Annotated in this window: 18 protein-coding genes; 1 reads left to right on the top strand and 17 read right to left on the bottom strand. The window is 61.5% G+C overall.

Annotated elements, in window-relative coordinates; all coding sequences use genetic code 11:
* Positions 1-43: 43 nt before the first annotated feature.
* The gene (locus AC1Z3V_RS20465; protein ID WP_429812483.1) at positions 44-1,033 is read left to right on the top strand and encodes a glycosyltransferase family 2 protein; all 990 of its coding nucleotides are present in this window, start codon (positions 44-46) and stop codon (positions 1,031-1,033) included.
* A gap of 125 nt (positions 1,034-1,158) precedes the next feature.
* On the opposite strand, the gene AC1Z3V_RS20460 is transcribed toward AC1Z3V_RS20465, so the two are convergent.
* The 17 genes from AC1Z3V_RS20460 to motC form a co-directional block, all read right to left on the bottom strand.
* Positions 1,159-1,725 carry a hypothetical protein gene (locus tag AC1Z3V_RS20460; RefSeq protein WP_429812486.1) on the bottom strand — a complete coding sequence of 189 codons (567 nt, stop codon included), beginning with the start codon at positions 1,723-1,725 and terminating at the stop codon, positions 1,159-1,161.
* Entirely contained in the window at positions 1,725-2,093 is a 369-nt protein-coding gene (locus AC1Z3V_RS20455; RefSeq protein ID WP_429812489.1) for a hypothetical protein, read from the bottom strand. The genes AC1Z3V_RS20460 and AC1Z3V_RS20455 overlap by 1 nt, the downstream gene beginning before the upstream one ends.
* Positions 2,094-2,219: 126 nt before the next feature.
* Positions 2,220-2,768 carry a rod-binding protein gene (locus tag AC1Z3V_RS20450; protein WP_483501367.1) on the bottom strand — a complete coding sequence of 183 codons (549 nt, stop codon included), beginning with the start codon at positions 2,766-2,768 and terminating at the stop codon, positions 2,220-2,222.
* Between the two features lie 103 nt (positions 2,769-2,871).
* Positions 2,872-3,285, bottom strand: a complete 414-nt coding sequence (locus AC1Z3V_RS20445) for a hypothetical protein (RefSeq protein WP_429812493.1) — start codon at positions 3,283-3,285, stop codon at positions 2,872-2,874.
* A 3-nt stretch (positions 3,286-3,288) separates the two neighbouring features.
* Positions 3,289-4,041 (bottom strand): flagellar biosynthetic protein FliR, encoded by a 753-nt coding sequence (gene fliR, locus AC1Z3V_RS20440; RefSeq protein ID WP_483501366.1) that lies wholly within the window; start codon positions 4,039-4,041, stop codon positions 3,289-3,291.
* The gene (gene flhA / locus AC1Z3V_RS20435; RefSeq protein ID WP_483501365.1) at positions 4,038-6,125 is read right to left on the bottom strand and encodes a flagellar biosynthesis protein FlhA; all 2,088 of its coding nucleotides are present in this window, start codon (positions 6,123-6,125) and stop codon (positions 4,038-4,040) included. Before flhA ends, fliR begins: the two co-directional genes overlap by 4 nt.
* A gap of 133 nt (positions 6,126-6,258) precedes the next feature.
* Entirely contained in the window at positions 6,259-6,525 is a 267-nt protein-coding gene (fliQ, locus tag AC1Z3V_RS20430) for a flagellar biosynthesis protein FliQ (RefSeq protein WP_043624946.1), read from the bottom strand.
* Between the two features lie 7 nt (positions 6,526-6,532).
* Positions 6,533-6,943 carry a flagellar hook assembly protein FlgD gene (gene flgD / locus AC1Z3V_RS20425; RefSeq protein ID WP_173515619.1) on the bottom strand — a complete coding sequence of 137 codons (411 nt, stop codon included), beginning with the start codon at positions 6,941-6,943 and terminating at the stop codon, positions 6,533-6,535.
* Positions 6,934-7,383 (bottom strand): flagellar biosynthesis repressor FlbT, encoded by a 450-nt coding sequence (gene flbT, locus AC1Z3V_RS20420; RefSeq protein WP_173515618.1) that lies wholly within the window; start codon positions 7,381-7,383, stop codon positions 6,934-6,936. The genes flgD and flbT overlap by 10 nt, the downstream gene beginning before the upstream one ends.
* Positions 7,380-7,727, bottom strand: a complete 348-nt coding sequence (gene flaF, locus AC1Z3V_RS20415; RefSeq protein ID WP_034800744.1) for a flagellar biosynthesis regulator FlaF — start codon at positions 7,725-7,727, stop codon at positions 7,380-7,382. The genes flbT and flaF overlap by 4 nt, the downstream gene beginning before the upstream one ends.
* A 34-nt stretch (positions 7,728-7,761) precedes the next feature.
* Positions 7,762-8,820: a flagellar hook-associated family protein gene (locus tag AC1Z3V_RS20410; protein ID WP_483501362.1), complete on the bottom strand. Its 1,059-nt coding sequence runs from the start codon at positions 8,818-8,820 to the stop codon at positions 7,762-7,764.
* Positions 8,821-8,822: 2 nt separating this feature from the next.
* Positions 8,823-10,271, bottom strand: coding sequence for a flagellar hook-associated protein FlgK (gene flgK, locus AC1Z3V_RS20405; RefSeq protein ID WP_483501360.1), 1,449 nt, complete (start codon positions 10,269-10,271; stop codon positions 8,823-8,825).
* A 23-nt stretch (positions 10,272-10,294) separates the two neighbouring features.
* The gene (locus tag AC1Z3V_RS20400; protein ID WP_483501358.1) at positions 10,295-11,527 is read right to left on the bottom strand and encodes a flagellar hook protein FlgE; all 1,233 of its coding nucleotides are present in this window, start codon (positions 11,525-11,527) and stop codon (positions 10,295-10,297) included.
* Positions 11,528-11,618: 91 nt separating this feature from the next.
* Positions 11,619-12,290 (bottom strand): transcriptional activator Rem, encoded by a 672-nt coding sequence (gene rem / locus AC1Z3V_RS20395; RefSeq protein WP_173515614.1) that lies wholly within the window; start codon positions 12,288-12,290, stop codon positions 11,619-11,621.
* Between the two features lie 270 nt (positions 12,291-12,560).
* Positions 12,561-13,112 (bottom strand): transglycosylase SLT domain-containing protein, encoded by a 552-nt coding sequence (locus AC1Z3V_RS20390; RefSeq protein WP_429812891.1) that lies wholly within the window; start codon positions 13,110-13,112, stop codon positions 12,561-12,563.
* A complete protein-coding gene (fliK, locus tag AC1Z3V_RS20385; protein ID WP_483501356.1) occupies positions 13,063-14,499 on the bottom strand; it encodes a flagellar hook-length control protein FliK in 1,437 nt (478 codons plus the stop codon). The genes AC1Z3V_RS20390 and fliK overlap by 50 nt, the downstream gene beginning before the upstream one ends.
* On the bottom strand, positions 14,496-15,797 hold the full coding sequence (gene motC / locus AC1Z3V_RS20380; protein ID WP_483501354.1) for a chemotaxis protein MotC: 1,302 nt from the start codon (positions 15,795-15,797) through the stop codon (positions 14,496-14,498). Before motC ends, fliK begins: the two co-directional genes overlap by 4 nt.
* Positions 15,798-15,802: the final 5 nt, after the last annotated feature.

The raw sequence follows: 15,802 nt of genomic DNA, 5'->3' as shown, positions 1-15,802 counted from the left end.
ATTTGTTGTATTGCCCGTCAGTTTTGCTTGCACAGGTTTCGCCATGACGTCGACCGGCCAGGACATTTCCGTCTATTTCCGGACAGAATTGGAGGATGCCGGCGACATCGAAGTCGTCGTCGTGCTGCCGACGTTTCGCCGGCCCGAACACGTCGTCAAGACGCTGAAAACCATTGTTTCCCAGAGGCCTGATGTCTCCTTTGCCACCGTCGTGGTGGAGAACGACGATGAAGGATTGGCCGGCGCTCAGGCCGCCAAGGACTTTTTCCTGGGCCATCCATCCGAATCGATCGTCATCGTCGCGCACCAGCGCGGCAACTGCCATGCCTACAACGCCGGCTGGTCGATGGCGCTCGAGACCTATCCGAATCTCAAGGCGATCGCGATCATCGATGACGACGAGATCGCGGCGCCCGAGTGGCTCGATTGCCTCATCACGGTACAGGAAACGACGGGTGCGGACATGGTCGGAGGGCCGCAACTCCCGGTCTTCGAGGGTGATGGCGGACAGAAATGGAAGCGCCACCCGGTTTTCACGCCCCACTATGATACGACCGGGCCGGTGCCGATCCTCTATTCCTCCGGCAACGTGCTCGTTACCCGGCCCGTGCTCGACACCATGCCGCGGCCCTTCCTGGACCCGGCATTCAACTTCATCGGCGGCGGCGATGCGGATTTCTACAGCCGCAGCAAGGAACAGGGATTCTGCTTCGCCTGGGCTGCCGATGCCTGGGTCGCCGAGACCGTGCCGGCACGCCGAACCAGCGCATCCTGGATCCGCGCGCGTAGCCTCCGCAACGGCGCGATCTCGACAATGCTCGAACATCGACGCGACCCGAGCTTCCGCGGGCGAATGAGAACCTTCGGCAAATCCCTGGCACTGCTCGGTGCATCGGTCCCGCGCGGCATCGAGCTCTGGAGCAAGAGCGGCCTGGCAGGCGCAGGGCTCTACCACTTCTACGTGGCGCTCGGCCGGTTGATGGCAGAGTTCGGCCTCGTCAACGAACAGTACCGCAGCCCTGAGAAAAACTGACGAAGCGGGGTTCGGAAGAGCGTCTCCAGGAAAAGCCTGGAAGGGCTTTCCGTCCGGAATATCGCAACGTCAAAATGAAATGATCGAGATCGGCAAGCGAGCGGACAAGTGCCCGCGTTCTCCGGTCAATGCGTGCTGCTCGCCTTGACGGCGCCCTCCGGCAGCCTGTCGCTGGCGACATTGCCGTTCTTGTCGACGATCGGAACCGGCTTCTGCCGCGGCACGTTCTGGCTGTTGGCGACGCGCTTGACGTCGTCCTTGGTGAGGTATTCGAGCTGCTCGACGAGCACCTCGGTAATCACCTCGTCGCCGAGCTTCTTGTTCAGACCATCCTTCACCGTGGTCTTGAAGGTCGGCAGATCGAAGGTGCCGGTGTCGGCGACATCGATGAATTTCGAGCCGACGAGCAGATCGTAAAGCTCGTCGGTGACCATCTGCCGGAGCGGGGCACGAAGATTGTTGATCCCCTCCTTGGTCGCGGAGAAGGAAAGCTTGGTGAGGAAATAGCCCTGGACGGAGCCTTCCCTGATCACCGGAATGGTGATCATCTCACCGGGAACATATTGCTCCGATGCGCGCCGGGCGGCCTCGCCGTCCGGGACGGCGGGCGCCGAGGCGCTTTGCATCGAGAAATAGACCGATCCGAGCGTCACCGCGCAGACCCAGACCCCGGTGAGAATGAGCTTCAGCATCAGAAATCGCTATAGCGGAACTGCGCTTCGGAATAGATGCCGTCCGCATCGGCATCCTGTGCGGCCGTCTTCAGGAGATCGACGACGGAACGCACCGCTTCGAGATGCGCTTCCACCTTCTGCGAGTTGACCGCCAGCTTGTCGCGAAGATGACGGGCGTGCGAGGTAAAAGTCGACGACGTCTCTCCCGGCTGCATGTCGCGATGCAACATCGTCAGTTCGTAGAGGCAACGGCTCTTGTGTGCGTTCGACGTCTTGATGTCGAATTCCGGGTCGATGCCGATGCGGCTGTTCTCGTTGTCGAGGATCATTTCCAGTCGCCCGAGCACGTTCTGGATCCGGACGTCATTGGATGCCACAGCTTCCATCAATCAACTCCCAATTGGATCACGATGATTTGGGGTCGGATCGGCCCAAATCACAAACATGATCAATTCCTATGAATTAGAGCGGGATGCGGGCGGAAAACCGCATACACTTTTCCTCATTCCGCTCTAGGCCTGCTTGTTCTTGTCGTCGGTCGCAAAGCCGGTCAGCGTCTTGCGCTCGTATTCCTGCACGAGGCTTGCGGCGAGGTTCCGGCTGTTGCCGTCGAGCGAGGCCTGGACCCGATCTGTCGCACTGCCGCTCGCGAGCTGATCGGCGATGCCGATCCCGCCGTTCTTCGACAGCACGTCGCCGATCTGTTCGGCCATCATGCTTTTCCAGATGTCGCCGGCCGTCCCCTTGCCGAAGACATTTTCGCTATCCGTCGGCAACATCGATTTCACGAAGTTCTGCAGCACCATGGCCTCGAACTTGCGATAGGTTTCGGGGATCTTCTTCTGCTCGACACGATTGTTGATGTCGCCGAGCCCGGTCGACCCTTCGGAAGAATTGAGGATATTGACGGCGGCGGCGAAGCCGTTGCCATTCTCCGCAAGGCTCGTCGCCTTGAACGCGGCGCGATTGGCCTTCAACCGCGCCTGCGCTTCCTGCACTTCGGTCGGGTCGGCGGCGCGCACGACATCCATCACCAGGTCGCTGGGCGGAGAGATGGCCATGACGAATCCTCTCAAAATCGAGCCGGCATCGACCAAGGGCGATGCACAAAGGCAATAGTCGGACCGGTATTGCTCCAGCGTCGGAGCGTCCCCGGATGGCGTACTATCGCCCGTCAACCTTACCGGAAGCTGGCGCCTGTCCCGTAAGGTGTTGATCGATCAGGTCATAGATGGAGTTGTCGGCCTCTTCGCGCTCCTCGGACTGCCGCGCATCCTTCATGTTTTCCTCGAGCCGGTCGGCCTTTGCCCGCTCCCTCAGCATTCGCGCCTCGTGCGTTTGCTGGATGCCAAGCAACATCTGGTCCTTCTGCACCAGACGTCCGACCTGCGAGGAATAGTGGCCAGAGAACATGCGGTGCATCGGGTGGGCCGAGCCCATGGCGTCGACGACCACGTCGATCGTCTCGGCCAGCACTTCGCGCTGCCGCACCATCTCAACATAGTCGGCCTCGGCCATCTGCTCGAGATGGCGCTGGACGGCGACCAGGCGCTTGAGCTTCTGCGAACGCGTCTTCATTCGCTATCCTCCCTGCATGACCGGCGCGAAACCGTCGCCGAACAGGCGCAGCATCGCGGCGATGCCGAGATAGAGCAGGAACAGGCCACCCATGATCAGATAGGGCTGCGAGATGAAGTAGATCGGGATCTGCGGTGCGAGCTTGTTCACCATGCCGATCGCCACGTTGAAAAGCAGACCGTAGATGACGAAAGGGCTCGCGAGCCTCAGCATAATCATGAAGGTTTGCGCCAGAGAATCCGTGAGCGTGATCAGCACGCCCTGCGGATCGAAGGCAGTACCGATCGGCATGGCGCGATAGGATTGCACGATCGCCTCGATCATCACGTGATGGAAGTCGAGCATGAAGAGCACCATCAAGCCGGCGACACTGATGAGGCTGGTCAACTGGTTCTCGGGCGTGTCTTCGATCACGTCCGACGAAGGCGGCGGACTGAAACCCATCAACATGGTGATCGCCGTGCCGGCGAACTGCAGCCCGAGCACGTAATAGCGCGCAACGAGACCCATGACGACGCCGACGGCCGTCTCGGCGGCGATCAGGTAGATATAGGTATGTCCCTTGCCGGTCACCTGCGGATAGATGTCCGTCCACATGACCGGCAGGATCGCCATGGACACCGCAACCGCGATGAACAGCCGGACCTGCATCGGAATACGAGCAGAAGAAAACCCGGGCATGATCATGATGCAGCCGCCGATCCGGCAGAAGGCCGCGAACAGCGCCAGCACCGTGCCCTCCGGGTCGGTGATCATGAAATCGAGCCGATGATCTTGATCTCGAGGCCCTTGGCAAGCTCGACATGCGAGAGCACGGGCAAAGTGGCAAAGAGGCGCTCGATGATCATGCGAACATAAGAGCGGGATTCGGGCGAACTTACCAGTACGAAGGGCATGCCGCGATCGAGATGTTCACGGATAACTTTGGTCGCCTGTTCGCTGAACTCTTCCAGATGGCGCGGGTCGATGTCGAACTCGACGACTTCGCCCTTGGCGTCGCGCTTCAGTGCCTGGTGGAAGACCATGTCCCACTTGTTGCCGAGCCTGAGCACGCGCAGGACGCCGTTGTCGGCAAGGTCGCCGCAGAGCTGCTGCGACATGCGCACGCGCACATGTTCGACGATCTGCTCGGTCTTGCGCACATGCGGCGCAAGCTCGGCGACGGCTTCGAGAATCAGGTGCAGGTTGCGGATCGAGACGCGCTCGGCAAGCAGCAGCTTCAACACGGCCTGAAGACCGGAATAGGACATGTGCGAGGTGCAGATCTCGTCGGCGAGCTTGCGGTATTCCGGATCGAGACGCTCGATCAGCACCTTCACGTCCTTGTAGGAAAGAAGGTGCGGCAGGTTGTTGCGAATGACCTCGCTCAAATGCGTGAGCACCACCGAGACGTTGTCGATCGGGTGGAAGCCCTCGCGTTTCAAGTCTTCGGTGAAGGTTTCGAGGATCGAGACCGCCGGCATGCCGAAGGCGGGTTCGCGAATCTCGTCGCCCGGCACGCTCGGCCGGCGACCGCCGCCGGTCACGACAAGCACTTCGCCGACGCGCACCGTGTTCGAGGCGATCGTCGTGCCGTGGATGCGGATATGGTAGGCTTTGTCCGGAATGCTGATGTCGTCGGAAACCTTGATCTCCGGAATGACGAGGCCGTACTGCCCGGCGAATTTGCGGCGCATCTTGCCGACCCGGAAGGCCAGTTCCTGGTGTGCGCCGAGCAGCCGGGTCGAGACCTGCTTGCCGAGAAGAAGCTCGATCTCGGCGGTTTTCAGCACCGACTTCACGGAGTCCGCCTCGCCTTCCTTGGTCTGCTGCACCTTTGCCGCTTCCTCGGCACGGCGGGCAACATTCGCCGCCTCGATCTGGCGCGGCACGAGCCAGCTCAGGAACGCCATGCCGCCGCCGAGCACCGCGAAAGGCAGGAACGGCAGGCCGGGAACGACGGACAGGAGAATGATGAGGCCGGAGGCGACCATCAGCGCGCGCGGATAACCGCCGAGCTGGCCGACGACGGCCTGGTCGGTCGAGCCGGCGGTGCCGCCGCGCGAAACGAGCAGGCCCGCGGCGAGCGATACGATCAGGGCTGGGATCTGCGAGACGAGACCGTCACCGACCGACAGCTTGACGAATACGTCGGCCGCTTCGCCGATCGGCATGCCGTGGCGGAGATAACCGATGATGATGCCGCCGAAGATGTTGATCGCGGTGATGATGAGGCCAGCGATCGCGTCGCCGCGCACGAATTTCGAGGCACCGTCCATCGCGCCGTAGAAGGAGCTTTCCTCTTCCAGCTCGCGGCGGCGGCGCTGCGCTTCCTTCTCGTCGATCAAGCCCGCCGAGAGGTCGGCGTCGATCGACATTTGCTTGCCGGGGATCGCATCGAGGGTGAAGCGCGCGCCGACTTCGGCGATACGTGTCGCGCCCTTGGTGATGACGATGAAGTTCACGGTGATGAGGATCAGGAAGACGATCAGACCGATGACGAAATCGCCGGACATGACGAGGCTGGCAAAGCCGGAAATGACGCCGCCGGCAGCGCCGTGCCCTTCATGCCCGTGCGAGAGGATGACGCGGGTCGTGGCGATGTTCAGCGACAAACGCACCATGGTCGAGATCAGCAGGATCGTCGGGAAGGACGAGAATTCGAGCGGGCGCTGGATCCACAGCGCCACCATCAGGATCAGCACGGAAAAGGCGATCGAGAAGGCGAGGCCCAGGTCGATCAGGAAGGTCGGGATCGGCAGGAAGAGGATCGACAGGATCGCCACGATCCCGAGCGCGAAGCCGACGTCCCGGCCCTTCGGTGCTACCTTCGGGATGATCAGCGCTGCTTGTTGTGCCATGTCTCTTCCGTCTCGTCATGAGAACAAGGCAGCATTCACACGCGCTGCCCCACGATAGGAACGGAGATAACGGCCCAAGCTTGCGCGAGGGTTTCACGCGCGGGACGTCCGGATCGCCTCGCGCCGTGCGCGGTCAGAAGCCGGACTGGATGCGTGAGAAGATGATGTCGGTGAAGATGGAGATCTGGGCGCCGATGAAGGGCGCGGAGACCGCGACGGTGATCATGACCGCAAGAATCTTCGGGACGAAGGTGAGGGTCATTTCCTGGACCTGGGTCAGCGCCTGAATGAAGGCGATGACCACGCCGACGATCATGGCGGCGAGAACGGCGGGGCCCGAGGCCACGATCACGGTCCAGATCGCGGCCTGTACGATATCGAGGGCATCCGCCTCATTCATGAATGTGTCACTTCACCTTGACGCCCGGGCCGATAATGAGCTCCTTGCCACTATCGAGCACCGCAATGATTCCGTCGGAGTATAGTTTCACTTCCTTAACCACGCCAGTGGTCTTGCCGTCCTCGCTGGTGACGGTGCGGCCGATGACGGCATCCGCTTCGCTGAGCGAGGTGCGCTGCAGAAGACTTTCGAGGTTCTTGTTCGTCTTGATCGTCTGCTCAACCTGCGAGAAGGTCGCAAGCTGGGCGATCTGCTGCGTCGCATCCATCGGCTGCGTCGGATCCTGATTCTTCATCTGAGCGACGAGCAGCTTCAGAAAGCTCTCGTAGTTGAGCGATGCCTTGGCGGCGTCGCCACCCGAATCCTGGCCGGAAACGATCGGGGTGTAGCTGTTGTTGTTGACGCCGCTTACCGCCATGGTGCGATTTCCTTGCGAATCTGCTCGACCGTCGCCGGCGTGATTTCCTGCGTGTTGAGAATGCGGTCTTCGATCGGATAGAGGCCGCGGATCGCCTTCAGCGCCTCGAAGGCACGGCCGTTGGTGACGAGACCGTCGACACGCTTCAACTCGGCCAGGACCTCTTCGTTCTTGAAGCAGTTGAGCAGCATGACGATCGACTTGCGGAACATGGCGGTCGACTGTTCCGCACCTTCCGGATTGATGAGGATCATCTGCGCGATGAAGTAGAGCTGCTTCAGCGGCGTGGTTGCGTCTTCCGGCTGCAGCACGTGGTTTTCGAGCAGGAAGGTGACATCATTCAGGAATTCGACCGCAACCTTGCGATCTACGCGAAGCACCGCGCCGTTAACAAAGATCCGTTCGCCCGATTTCAGCGAAATACGCAGTGTGCTCTTCATTTCAGTCCATCCCTGATGATGGTGGTAATGTCAATTATGCCCTGGAAGTTGGAGGATTCGCGTTTGCGGATCTTCTCCGTCTCATTGAGTATCCAGATGGCGATCGAAATCAGATTGGCGCGCAGCTCTTCGTTGAGCTGGTTTTCCGGAGCGCGCAGATCCTCGATGAAACGGATCCACAGGCGCCGGGTGAAGTAGATGGCCTCGATGGCCTCTCTCGAATACCCTTTCTGCTGTTTCGCTGCTTCCATGAGCGCGATCGAGCGATCGAGTACCTGCCGTTCTCGATTTTTGGAGTCGGCAACGCCGTCCTCCATGATCTCGGCATAGGAAAACTGGTACATTCAGACATCCTTCATGTTTGTCCGGTTCCCCATACTAGAGGAAATTAAGCAAGCTCATCTGCTGCAGTCGCGACGTTAGTGTATAGGACGTTTCCAACTGCACCTTCAGCGTGTTGATCCGGGTCGATGTCTCGATCGGATCGACGCCCTCGATGTCGGCGACATGCGTGTTGACGAGCTTGAGCTGCGCTTCGATGGAGGTGTTCGCCTTCTTGACGCGCGACTCGGAGATACCGAGCGAACTACGCTCGGCGTTCAGGCCGGCGATGCCCTGCTCCACATAGTCGAGCGCTGCGACGCCGATGGCCGAGCGCACCTCGGGCGTTACGTTCTGGTCCATCAGTTCGGCGGAGATCACGCTTGCCAGCGCGAACATCCGGAAACCGCGGGTATTGGCGTTGGTCGAGCTTTCGATGACTTCGCTGGCGCTGATCCGGCTCGTCATGTTCTGGTTCGAAGCGTCGGACCAGTTGGCATCCCAGCCCGGTCCGGTAAACATCGGTTCGACCGTGTTCTTGATGAAGTCCTGCATCTGCGTGACGGAGAACTGGTCCATGCCGGTCAGCGGCGGAACCTGTACGGCCATGAAGGTCGAGAGGGCGTTATCGAAAGCTGTCTTGGCGGCCGACGGCGGTGTCGTGCTGTAGTCGGCAACCGGCTTGGCGTCGGTGTTGATGCCCGAGAACAGGAACTCGCCGTTGAAGGACGTATTGGCGGCAGCGGTAAAGGTCTGCAGCGCGCCCATGATCTCGGTCTTCTGGATCTTCAACTGGCTGGCAGCATCGTTGCCCTTGTAGGTGACGAGCGTGTCGCGCACCTTTTCCGCGGCCTTCGCCATCGTATCGAGCGCACCCTGCGAACCGGAGAGACGCTGGGTCACCACCGAGTTCGTAGTCTTCATCGAGTTCAGCCGGTCCAGTTCGCGCTGCAGGTTGAGCGAGCGCGACGCCGTCGCCCCAAGCGCCAAGCCAACGTCATAATGGCGTCCGGTGGTCTGCTCCTGGGTGAGTTTAAGCAGCTCCGACTGATTCTGCTGGATCGTCAGGCGCATAGCGCTCTGGATCGCCAGATTAGAAACGTAGGACGTCTTCATGATTACCTCACGGCTTCCATAAGGGCTGCCATCATGGCATCCACTGTGCTGACCAGCTTGGCCGATGCTTTGTATGACTGTTCGAGATCGAGCAGCAGCGACAGCTCTTCGTCGATGCTCACGCCCGTCTGCTTGCTGAGTGCTTCCTGGGTGCGGGCCAGCATTGCCTGCTTGTTGTCGTCCGCAGTCGAAGCCGTCTTGCGTGTCTGTTCGAGCCAACCGACCGAACCGGTCGCAAAGTTCAAAAGGCTGCTGTTGCTGTCCAGGCCCGTCGACGGGTCGAACGACATGTTCTCGCCCATCTTGTTGATGAAGCCATCGAGCAGATCGGTATAGCCGGGGCTCGGGCTTGCGGCCCCCCCCGGGTTCGAGACCACACCGTTGAAGCCACCGTCGCGCAGCAGCAGCGGGTTCGCCTTGGCCATGGCGTTGACGGTGATCTTCGATGCAAGTCCGGGGACGACGGTGCCCGCCGCCGGAATGCCGGCGCTTCCCCAGGTGAACAGGCCGGGCTGATAGGCTATCGCCGGCGGATTGCCTTCCTTGAAGAGCTCGACCAGGCCGCGCGCGATTTCGTCCAGCTGCGACTGGAACTTCGGCGCGATGTCGTCGCGCAACTGCACCAAGCTTGCGAGCTTGCCCTTGGCAGTGGTGTCAGCACCTGTCCCGGCCGCGATCGGCACGCCATCGACAAAGATCTTGTTGCCGGTGACGGTCGCGTCAAAGGTGGTGGTCGGGGCGAAGGTAACCTGACGCGGAATATTCTCGAAAAGCACCGTGCCGTCGGTGGTAAAGATCACCGTGTCGTTGTTGCCGCGCGTCACGGTGGAGATACCGATGATCTCCGAAACCTGCTTCAGGATCTTGTCGCGCTGGTCGAGCGCATCGCTGGCGTCACCGCCTTGGGCCGTCGCCGACTTGACGGCGTTGTTGGCCTTCTCGAAATCCGCCAGCAAGCTGTTCAGCTTGTCGACTTCAATCGCGATCTCCTTGTCGGCATCCTTGCGCAGATCCTGCACCGTGGTGGAGGTCTTGTTGAGCGAGTCGGCGAGATCCTGCGCATCGGAGACCGCCGTGGCGGCGATCGTCTTGTTCCCCGGCGTCGCGGCAAGGGTCTGCAGGCTGTTGCGGAAGTCGGAGAGCAGCTTGGAAGGCGCCGTCTCATAGTCGTTGCCGCCGAGCGCCGACTTCAGCAGTTCCAGCCCATCGCGAAGCCGGGCCTGCCCCGAGGCTTCGCCAATGCTGGCGATGCTCTGCTTGAGCAGCGCCTCGTTCTGGGCCCGGTAAATGGACACGACCTGCGCCCCGTTCGGCGTGCTGCCCAAGAGCGCGAGCCGACGCGAATAATCCGCATTGCCCGCATTCGCGATGTTCTTCGACACGATCGCGGTCTGCTGCGCCGTGTTGCTGAAGGCCTGCTGTGCGATGGATATTGCGGAGGACAGCGACATGACGCGGACCGTATCTCTTTCAATTACCGTTTCAGGTTGACCAGCACGTCAAGCAGGTCCGAGGCGGTCTGGAACACCTTGGAGTTTGCCGTGTAGTTGCGCTGCGCCTCGATCATCGAGGTCAGTTCGTTGGCGATGTCGACGTTGGAGTTTTCGAGCGCCTTGGACTGGATGCTGCCGAAGGCGCCAGAGCCGGCAAAACCGGTGACGATGACGCCGGAATCGGTGCCCTGCGAGTAGACGTTGCCCGACTCCGGCAAGAGCTTGTCCGGGCTCTGAACGGTCGCCAGCGCGATGCGGAACTTCGGAATGAGGTTGCCGTCGCCGTACTTGACGTAGACGATGCCGTCCTTGTCGATCTCGAAGCCCGACATCTTGCTCGGCTTGCTGCCGTCGATGCCGCCGCCGCTGCTGGTGAAATCGCCGCCGAGCTGGGTTGTCTTCGTCGTGTCGATCGTCAGGGCATTCAGGTCGGCGCCCGTGCCAGGAAGACCCGTGATAGCGGTCGTCGTCAGCGTCGCAGGCGTTGCCGAAATGCGCTTGCCGGCCGCATCGAAGGTCATGGTCTGCGTGCCGAGCACACCGGCCGCCGGAGGGCCTGCCGAATAGGTGTCGCGGTCACGGACTTCGAGCGACCAGGCGTTCACACCGGTCTTCTTGTAGACGAAGTCGAGGATGCGGGTGTTACCCTGACTGTCATAGACGACGAGCGACGTTTTCAATTCATCGCCGACTGCAGCCCCCGACGGAAGGTTTGCTTCCATCGCACCCTTGGTCGAGCCGGAGGCGACGAGGCCTTCGTCCTTGAGCTTGACTTCGGTCAAGCCATCGAAGCCATTGACGACGACCGTCGGGTCGGCGCCGGCCTTGTATTCGTAACCCATCAGCTTGTAGCCGGCGGTGTTGACGAGGTTGCCGTCCTTGTCCGGCACGAAGGAGCCGGCACGCGTCAGGAAATTCTGGCCGCCATTGCCCTGGACGATGAAGAAGCCGCCGCCATTGATGGCGAGGTCACTTGCCGAGGTCGTGTAGCTGGTGCCGCCCTGCTGCGAGATGCTGTAGCGCAGCTGCGTCTCGACGCCGCCGGAATTGTAGTTGCCGCCGCCCGACGGCAGGATCATCGACGAAAACTCGGTGGAGGCGCGCTTGTAGCCCGTCGTGTTCGCATTCGCGATGTTTTCGGCAACGGTGCCCAGACGGTTGGACTGGGCGTTCATACCGGACACGCCCGTTCTCATGCTGCCATAGAGACTCATATCGGATCCTCATTTCCTCGTTGCGGCGACACTAGGAAGCGGGCCTTGCGTGAACCTGTCTTGGCTCGGCGCCCGCTCTCCCGCGCGGCGCTCAATTCCAGTCGATGCAGTAGCCAAGGAAACGCTTGGAATCGATCGGGTCGAAACCGAGCTTCTTGCGCAGTTTCTTGCGCAGCTTGCTGATGTGGCTCTCGACGACGTTCTCTTCCACGTCCTCGTCGAAGATCCCGTAGATCGCGTTGAAGATCTGCGACTTGGATACGCGGCGGCCGCGGTTTGCGACCAAATATTCGAGAATGCGCCGTTCGCGGCGGGGCAAAGCAAAGACTTCGCCGTTGATCTCCGGATCACGGCCGTCGGCAAAGACACGGATCGGACCGATGTCGGTGTAGTTGGTGATTGCTTTCAGGCGCCGGCGGATCGCAGCGACGCGAGCAAGAATTTCGCGGGGATGAACCGGCTTGCGCACGACGTCATCGACGCCGCAATCGAAGAGCGCAAGCGTGTTTTCGAGCGAGGGTGTGTCGCTGACGGCGATGACCGGAGCCATGGAGCGATCGCGGATGGCGCGAGGCAAGGTGAAGGTGGCGTCGCCCTGACCGATCAGGAAGGCTTCGACGGCATCGATATCCGAATCAGCCGCCGCATTTACCCACTCACCAAACTCCCTCGGGTCGAAGCCCGTCGAGGGAATTCCTTCACGCCCGAAGAGCGACGTATAGCCGTCCTTAACGAGCTCTCTTTCATCAACCACTACGATCATTCGTCCGCCTCCGAATCAGTATGGCACCGCACTGAACGAGAGGTACGAATCGAAGGATTCATGAACAACTAGAGGAAGTTACTGGGTGGAATTAATAATTGATTAACCATGTTTCGCCGATTTGATCTATATCTAGTGGCACCCCGTTAACGTCGGCACTAAAATAATGTGGAAAAGTTAACAGGCCACGACAAATCCGCTTGCCGTCACATTGTCCGCGCATTGTCGCCACAATGCGGCATTGGCATCAAAAATACAAGTAAAGGTTGCTTACTGGCAGAACTGCGTGGCGTTCGGCGTCCACTTTCCGTAGCCCGTCGCGACGAGATTCGCGATCACCCGACAGACGTATTTCTTCTGCGCCGGATCATTGTTCGGACCCGCATGATAGCGGGCAACGGCCATGGTCCAAGTCTCATGCTTGGCGTGCAGGTTGGCCAGGAAGCGCGCGGCATATTCGACATTCTTGTGCGGGTCAAGCATCTCCTGCGGCGAGCTGAAATGCTCGCCATGGAAGTAGTAGTTGATCTGCATGCAGCCAAGATCGATGAGCTTGGCGCCCTGCGCACGGGCATTGCCGAACTGCATGAGAACGTCCTGTTCGCTGGTGCCGAAATAGGCCTTGCCTTCGATGTTCATCGCATAGGGCTGCAGGGAGCCTTTGCGGCCGGTTTCGGTCAACCCGACAGAGTAGAGTATTCCGGCAGGGATGCCGTACTTCGCCGCCGCGCTGACGATCTCGCGTTCACAGATGCCGGCGTCGGCGAAGGCACTACATGTAGACGTGACCAGTACGAGAGCGCTCAGTGCCGGCAGCCGCATCGTCCGTCCCGCCATTGCCAACCCACCTTTCCGCCATCGAAGCCTGGCCGTCTTCCTGTCGCTGCTGGCGCCCCTGGCCGTTCCCGTCGGCCCGCTCGCGTCCCTGCTGCCCGGGTTGGGCCTGAGCCTGGGTCTGCGAGCCGCCGCCCGAGGACGTGTCGCCGCCCGAATTGAACACGATATTGACCTGGTCGACCGAAAAGCCCTGCGCGCGCAGGGCCTTCACCATCTCGCTCTGATCGTCGCGCAACTGCCTGAACGCTTCGCCGGTCTCGACCTTCAGCTCGACCTGCAATTCGTCGTCCTTGAGCCTCAGCGTGGCGGTGACGAGACCGAGTTCGATCGGATGGAGCTGGATCTTCAGCGTGTTCAGCGTCTTGCCTGCCTGGGTCCATGCGCCCGGCTGGCTGAGTGCCGCGCTCGGCTGCAAGGCGCTGGCGCCGGCTTCGCCTGCGATCGCGTCCGCCACGGCGCTCGTGTTCGGATTCATCGAGATGCCCAGATAGCGCCGAGCCTCGAGCACGGTGACGTTCTCAACCTTGGCCGCCTGCGAACGGGTGCCGTCGAACGCCGCCTCTCCATCCTTCGAAAGGCTCATGGTCACGGCCTGTCCCTTGCCGTCGGCCCGGGCGAAACGGAAGAGCCGATCCGGCTCACCCTCGCCTGCCGCAGCTTCGGGTGTCGCGCCGTGCTCGCCGGTTCCGGCGACATGCATGCCGGCGCCTTCGCCGGGTCCGCCCGCTGCCTGATGGCCGGTCCTGCTCGTTTCACCGAGCGCCTGCCCGGGTGCCTGGCCGCCGCCGAGCAGCGTCAACAGGTCATCCATATCCGTCTTCGAAGCCGACGTGGTTTCCCCGGCCTCGCCAGTGGCGGCATCCGCGTCGGCCCCAGCCGTCGCCTCGCTGTTTGCCTGCGCCTTTGCCAGCCGCTCCGCAAGGGCCGCGATGCGCTCTGCGAGCTCGTCCGGGACGGTCGCGTTGTTCATGCCAGTCGGATCAGCATTCGCCTTGGCCGGATTGGCCCTGCCCGCCGCGCGCCTTGCGCTGACGTCACGTTCAGTCGTTGGAAAACGACCATGGGGCGTATGTTCGCCAAGTGCCTGCTCGTCGCGGCCGATGGCAATGCTGCGCGTGGCTGCGCCGTGCCGGCCGGCGGTCTTGGCAAGGTTGTCCTTGTCGATCAAGCCCCCGGCCTCCGTGTCATCGCCGGCAGCGGTGTCGCCGAAGCCGTTGCCCGCCCCGGCCGGATCATTCGCCTTCTGCCGTCCAGCGTTCGCCACGGCATCCTCGAAGGCGCCACCCGCCTGCTCCTTGCCGCCGGCACGCCCATTGCCCTTGCCGGCAGGGGCCGGGGGCAGACCGCGCAGGCTATCGTCCAGAGCCCTCATTTCCCTTCTCCCTTCAGAAGGGCATCGATCTCTTCGATCTTTGACCTCCCCTTCGCCACGAACCCGTCGTGTTCGGGATCGCCGGCCGCACCGGCACCGATTTCCGCTGCGCCTTCGGCTGCCGCCACCGGGATCGGCGCATTGCCGAAGGGGCTCAGGCCGCTGCCGGTCTCCTCACCCGTTTCCGCGCGATCGGCTTCGATCGGTCTATCGGGTTTAGACGCAAACGCTTGCGTGAGGCTTTCAGCATCCGGTGGCCGGACCACCGCATCTGCAACCGCCCTTGCAGCATCACGCAGGGCGCGGTCGCGTGGCGAAAGCTCCGTGTCCGGTATTGCCGCTATGCTCGCCGTTGCGGCAAACACATCATTCGAAGGAACGGACGCCAGTCCGGCATAAAAGCCGGCAAGCACTTTCGGTTGCGCTGCCCCGTCCGCCCCGAGCGCTTCGGCCCGTTCGGAAGCCAGCTTCGCCAGGGCCTGCTTGCCGGCGATCGCCGCGCGCCGGGCGACACGCAGATAGACCTCGCGCTGGCGCGGCGCGTCCATGAAGTCGAGGATCTCGGAAATCCGTCCCTGAGCCTCGCCGTCGAAATGCGCGACGGCAAGCTCGACGAAGACGTCGGCGAACTGGCTGGCATAGGGAGACGTAAGGTAGCGGCGCGCATAGGTCAGCGCGTAGTGGAAGCCCTTGTCCGGCGCGTTGGCCTGCACCGCAAGGAACACGGAGCGCCGCAAGGCCGCCTCCTCGATGATCGTACCCGGAGCCGTCAAGCGCGCCCAATCGTAATATTTCATCGCCGCAATCGGATCCTGCTGCGACGTCGCATTGCCGAGGATGAGATAGAGATACGGACCGATGCGGGCGGTTCGATATTCGGGAGCGGCCTTCGACAGGTTCTCGACGATCAGCCCGCCTTTACCGTTCAGATATTGCCGCAGCGCATCGGTGACGCGGGAATCGAAATTGCCGGCCACGTCATGATCCGAAAGGTATTTCAGCGTCTCGGGATTGCCGCCGCTCATCGCATAGACAAGAGCCGCATCGACATTGCGCGGATCACGAAATACCGACGGGTCGGCGGCGCGCAGCCGCTTGTCGATCGCACCGAGCATGAAACGCTGCATCTCGATCGCGGAGTGATCGCCGAGCACCACGGAATCCTGCACATATTGCAGCGACCGGATCATCTTGAAGGGCGCGAGTTCCTCGATATCGTTCGCGCTTGCGGTCCCGGTTGCAAACGGGGTCGCCAGCACGCAGCAGGTCATCAGGATCGATCGCAGGCGTCTCAGCATCGTGT

Source organism: Ensifer sp. 38_S197 (assembly GCF_056924495.1).
Note: the sequence above shows the minus strand (reverse complement) of the source record. Positions and strands in the feature narration are given on the sequence as shown.

What these genes read in the sequence shown, in the direction of transcription:
- AC1Z3V_RS20390 (WP_429812891.1), bottom strand. Translation starts at nt 13,112, where the DNA reads ATGCGGCTGCCGGCACTGAGCGCTCTCGTACTGGTCACGTCTACATGT.
- motC (WP_483501354.1), bottom strand. Translation starts at nt 15,797, where the DNA reads ATGCTGAGACGCCTGCGATCGATCCTGATGACCTGCTGCGTGCTGGCG.
- AC1Z3V_RS20445 (WP_429812493.1), bottom strand. Translation starts at nt 3,285, where the DNA reads ATGAAGACGCGTTCGCAGAAGCTCAAGCGCCTGGTCGCCGTCCAGCGC.
- AC1Z3V_RS20455 (WP_429812489.1), bottom strand. Translation starts at nt 2,093, where the DNA reads ATGGAAGCTGTGGCATCCAATGACGTCCGGATCCAGAACGTGCTCGGG.
- flbT (WP_173515618.1), bottom strand. Translation starts at nt 7,383, where the DNA reads ATGAAGAGCACACTGCGTATTTCGCTGAAATCGGGCGAACGGATCTTT.
- flhA (WP_483501365.1), bottom strand. Translation starts at nt 6,125, where the DNA reads ATGGCACAACAAGCAGCGCTGATCATCCCGAAGGTAGCACCGAAGGGC.
- AC1Z3V_RS20400 (WP_483501358.1), bottom strand. Translation starts at nt 11,527, where the DNA reads ATGAGTCTCTATGGCAGCATGAGAACGGGCGTGTCCGGTATGAACGCC.
- flgD (WP_173515619.1), bottom strand. Translation starts at nt 6,943, where the DNA reads ATGGCGGTAAGCGGCGTCAACAACAACAGCTACACCCCGATCGTTTCC.
- rem (WP_173515614.1), bottom strand. Translation starts at nt 12,290, where the DNA reads ATGATCGTAGTGGTTGATGAAAGAGAGCTCGTTAAGGACGGCTATACG.
- fliK (WP_483501356.1), bottom strand. Translation starts at nt 14,499, where the DNA reads ATGAGGGCTCTGGACGATAGCCTGCGCGGTCTGCCCCCGGCCCCTGCC.
- fliQ (WP_043624946.1), bottom strand. Translation starts at nt 6,525, where the DNA reads ATGAATGAGGCGGATGCCCTCGATATCGTACAGGCCGCGATCTGGACC.
- flaF (WP_034800744.1), bottom strand. Translation starts at nt 7,727, where the DNA reads ATGTACCAGTTTTCCTATGCCGAGATCATGGAGGACGGCGTTGCCGAC.
- AC1Z3V_RS20450 (WP_483501367.1), bottom strand. Translation starts at nt 2,768, where the DNA reads ATGGCCATCTCTCCGCCCAGCGACCTGGTGATGGATGTCGTGCGCGCC.
- AC1Z3V_RS20410 (WP_483501362.1), bottom strand. Translation starts at nt 8,820, where the DNA reads ATGAAGACGTCCTACGTTTCTAATCTGGCGATCCAGAGCGCTATGCGC.
- AC1Z3V_RS20460 (WP_429812486.1), bottom strand. Translation starts at nt 1,725, where the DNA reads ATGCTGAAGCTCATTCTCACCGGGGTCTGGGTCTGCGCGGTGACGCTC.
- flgK (WP_483501360.1), bottom strand. Translation starts at nt 10,271, where the DNA reads ATGTCGCTGTCCTCCGCAATATCCATCGCACAGCAGGCCTTCAGCAAC.
- AC1Z3V_RS20465 (WP_429812483.1), top strand. Translation starts at nt 44, where the DNA reads ATGACGTCGACCGGCCAGGACATTTCCGTCTATTTCCGGACAGAATTG.
- fliR (WP_483501366.1), bottom strand. Translation starts at nt 4,041, where the DNA reads ATGATCACCGACCCGGAGGGCACGGTGCTGGCGCTGTTCGCGGCCTTC.